The organism is Lactobacillus sp. N54.MGS-719 (assembly GCF_000980505.1).
In the GTDB taxonomy this organism is placed as follows: domain Bacteria; phylum Bacillota; class Bacilli; order Lactobacillales; family Lactobacillaceae; genus Lactobacillus; species Lactobacillus amylovorus.
In genome coordinates this window covers 1-2,992 of sequence record NZ_LARO01000076.1, presented here as the reverse complement: position 1 = coordinate 2,992, position 2,992 = coordinate 1, and the positions used below count along the sequence as shown (strand labels likewise).

At 31.5% G+C, this 2,992-nt stretch carries 5 protein-coding genes and 1 pseudogene; 1 reads left to right on the top strand and 5 read right to left on the bottom strand.

The features are described 5' to 3' along the window. Positions 1-135 precede the first annotated feature (135 nt). Genes WS44_RS08835 through WS44_RS08820 form a run of 5 tightly spaced genes read right to left on the bottom strand, consistent with a single transcriptional unit; the run spans position 136 to position 2,489 of the window. Positions 136-1,038: a beta-1,6-N-acetylglucosaminyltransferase gene (locus WS44_RS08835; protein WP_046434049.1), complete on the bottom strand. Its 903-nt coding sequence runs from the start codon at positions 1,036-1,038 to the stop codon at positions 136-138. Further along, complete coding sequence (locus WS44_RS08830) at positions 1,038-1,487, bottom strand: UDP-N-acetylglucosamine--LPS N-acetylglucosamine transferase (protein ID WP_022087488.1); 450 nt, start codon at positions 1,485-1,487, stop codon at positions 1,038-1,040. The genes WS44_RS08835 and WS44_RS08830 overlap by 1 nt, the downstream gene beginning before the upstream one ends. Before the next feature lie 14 nt (positions 1,488-1,501). Next, a complete protein-coding gene (locus tag WS44_RS08825; protein ID WP_288145730.1) occupies positions 1,502-2,215 on the bottom strand; it encodes a sugar transferase in 714 nt (237 codons plus the stop codon). Beyond that, positions 2,208-2,330 (bottom strand): hypothetical protein, encoded by a 123-nt coding sequence (locus WS44_RS10165; protein ID WP_288145703.1) that lies wholly within the window; start codon positions 2,328-2,330, stop codon positions 2,208-2,210. The genes WS44_RS08825 and WS44_RS10165 overlap by 8 nt, the downstream gene beginning before the upstream one ends. Next, positions 2,331-2,489, bottom strand: coding sequence for a YSIRK-type signal peptide-containing protein (locus WS44_RS08820; RefSeq protein WP_046433618.1), 159 nt, complete (start codon positions 2,487-2,489; stop codon positions 2,331-2,333). It lies immediately after the preceding gene. Positions 2,490-2,673: 184 nt separating this feature from the next. Here WS44_RS08820 and WS44_RS10160 point away from each other — a divergent pair. After that, positions 2,674-2,826: pseudogene (locus WS44_RS10160) on the top strand (transposase); the annotation flags it as partial. Between the last annotated feature and the right edge of the window lie 166 nt (positions 2,827-2,992).

Genomic DNA, 2,992 nt, shown 5'->3' with positions numbered 1-2,992 from the left:
GTTCAAACCAATCATACGAGAAAGGAACTCCTTTTTCTAATGTTTAAAGAAATAAATTTAAGGAATCATTCATCCTTACACAAACTATTTTACAGTCTCTAAATGGTTGCTCATGTGTCCCCACTGTAACAAAAATCATTTTTTCATCTCCAAGCTAATATAATTGTAGATTTTATTAATGATATTTTTATCTATTCGTTCATCAAATTTTCTTGCAAAGAATGCACTAGTAGTAACTAATTTATCAAAATCACTTATTTGCCAAACATACGGATGAGCTGAATTTTTATTCCATCTTATTTTACGTTTGTTTGTATCAGCTAATCTTTTGACAAATAAAGAAGAAGTTGCAATGGTACTTTGAATAAAAATCTCATCAACTAGCCAACTTCTACAGTAATTATGATAAATTTCATCTTTTTTATCTAAAATATATTTAACACTATCATATGGCAAACTAAACCATTGTGATCCATACCTTAAGATAATATGATTTTTTCTAACTAAGTCGATTCCTATTGTTTCTTGTAATTGAGCATACACTTTATTTAGAAACCTTGCTAAATATTGCACAACAACGTGTTTATCACGCACATAATCTATCAAAATGTGTTTAACAGAAACTCTTTGGTATACTTTTTTATCCCACTTATTAGAATTTGATAATTTTCTAAATTCTATAAACAACTTATCTGATTTATCAAAATAAGAAATCAAATCAGATACAGGTTTCATTAATAGATCTTGTCCACTTATTAAATGAAAATATGAGTATTGCGAATATTTTGATGCTGCTTCTAACAATAATAATTCAACTTTAACTTGTGAAAAGCTTGCCCAATATACACTAAGTCGCGGTTTAACATAAATTATCGTGGAATATTTGACAAGCGATTTATAGAAGTTGTATTTAAAATCGGAGCATTTTTTATCTACATGTATAAAAATATCAATATACGGAGAATCTAATAATTGTAGGTTCTTCTCTAATACATAGGTATTCTTATGTACAATTATTAAGACAGCTTGTTTTAACATTAAAAAATACTTCCCAAATTAATAGCCTTAGGATAAACTTTCTTCATTTCTTCCCATTCAACAATAAAACAATCAGTAATTGGATAAACGAGTTTGCCAGTTAAAGTTGGCTTGTCATAACGGTCAAAAACCTCAATATAGACTGTTTTAGCACCCATCAATTTACCAATATAAAAAAATGGAACTGCTACTGCAGCTCCACTAGAAATAATAACATCAGGACGTTCTTTACGGAGTACTTTAATAGCTAAGAAAGTATTTTTAATTAGATTCTTCAGATTACGATTAGTGGGATAATGACACCCATACATCTTCTCATCTTTAAGTTTGCTTCGAGCATCTTCCTTGTCAAAAGTTACCCAAAACCGATCTTTATTTTGCCAAAAAGGTTTTAACATGTATAAATGCGTTAAGTGTCCACCACTAGACCCAACTAAACAAACTTTCATAAAAGATGTACTCCTTAATATGCTCCATTAGTATGAATAACCACCCCAATAGTCTTAATAATCAACTTTAAATCTTCCAATATTCCAGAATGGTTGATATACACGATATCAAGCCAAACCATTTCATCAAAGTCAGCTTCATTACGCTTGGTAACTTGCCATAACCCTGTGCAACCCGGCATGACAAGCAATCTTTGCTTGTCATAATCGGTATACTCTTCTACTTCTGATGGTAGAGGCGGACGTGGTCCAACAAGAGACATGTCACCGATTAACACATTCCAGAGCTGTGGCAACTCATCAAGACTATATTTTCTAATAGTATGCCCAATCTTAGTAATTCTTGGATCATCCTTAATCTTGAACATTGCACCTTCAATTTCGTTTTGATCTTCCAGTTGATCGATCATCTGATCGGCATTAACCACCATGGAACGAAATTTCCACATTTTGAATGGCTTTTCATTCTTTCCAATTCGTTCTTGTGAATAGAATGCTGGTCCACCGTCTTCATGTCTTATTTTATTTGTACCTTCTTTAGAAGTATTAATATTATTATTTTGAGATACATTTTCTTCAGATTTTGAATTTACATCTTCAACTGGAGTAGTACTTTCAGCTTCTTCTGTTTGAATTGGTTGCTCAGTATTAACAGATGTTTCTGGATCTGTTTTTTCTTGAGTAGATACATCTGTATCAGTTTGCACAGTAGTTGTAGTACTATCCATCAGTATTTTCAGAGTAATTAGCTGAAACTTCAGTATTATCAGTAGTTAAAGTGTCTGCTGTATTATTTTCTACAGGAACACTTTCTTCTACTACTGAAGTTGTATCATCAGTCATTTAATTTTGAATTGCTTCAGAGGCTGCTGAGACAATTGGCGCACTAGGACCAGCTAGTATGCCGAAACTTAATAACACTGCAACAGCACCCTTAGCCAATTTGCGAATAGCAAATTGCGTTTTTTTGTCTTGAACATTTTTAGTACCTCCGTAGCACATAATTAATATATTATTTTTCCTTTTTTGTATACATTATATGACATAGTGTCACTTATGAAAATAAAAATAAAAGCACTTTAAAAAAACTTAACAAATAAAAAATTATGGTACTAACGCAAATCAAAAAAATGTCAATCCTTGTATTTAATTTTGAGTCCACTATACTAGATAACGATGCTTTTTAAATAACGGCTGCTTAGAAGGCTTCAATCGCAAGATCAAGCAAATTGAACGAACTGCTTTCGGCTACTCCAACTTCACCAATCTTCTAACTCGAATCAGATTGGAAGAAAACAAGATAAAGCAAAAAGTGTCTGGGAAAAAAGTCCATTTTTAGCTAATTTTAGACTTTTACTCAAAAGAAAAATCCTATTAAATCAAGGTTTATTAATACCAAGATTTAGTGGTTCTATGATAAATCCTGTTGATAGATTTCTATGATATTCTATCAATAGGATTTTTTGCATTAAAAAAGAGGCACAAGCCTCACTGCATAATGTCCT

Coding starts and splice junctions, on each gene's coding strand:
- WS44_RS08835 (WP_046434049.1), bottom strand. CDS start 1,038: ATGTTAAAACAAGCTGTCTTAATAATTGTACATAAGAATACCTATGTA.
- WS44_RS08830 (WP_022087488.1), bottom strand. CDS start 1,487: ATGAAAGTTTGTTTAGTTGGGTCTAGTGGTGGACACTTAACGCATTTA.
- WS44_RS08825 (WP_288145730.1), bottom strand. CDS start 2,215: ATGGATAGTACTACAACTACTGTGCAAACTGATACAGATGTATCTACT.
- WS44_RS10165 (WP_288145703.1), bottom strand. CDS start 2,330: ATGACTGATGATACAACTTCAGTAGTAGAAGAAAGTGTTCCTGTAGAA.
- WS44_RS08820 (WP_046433618.1), bottom strand. CDS start 2,489: ATGTGCTACGGAGGTACTAAAAATGTTCAAGACAAAAAAACGCAATTT.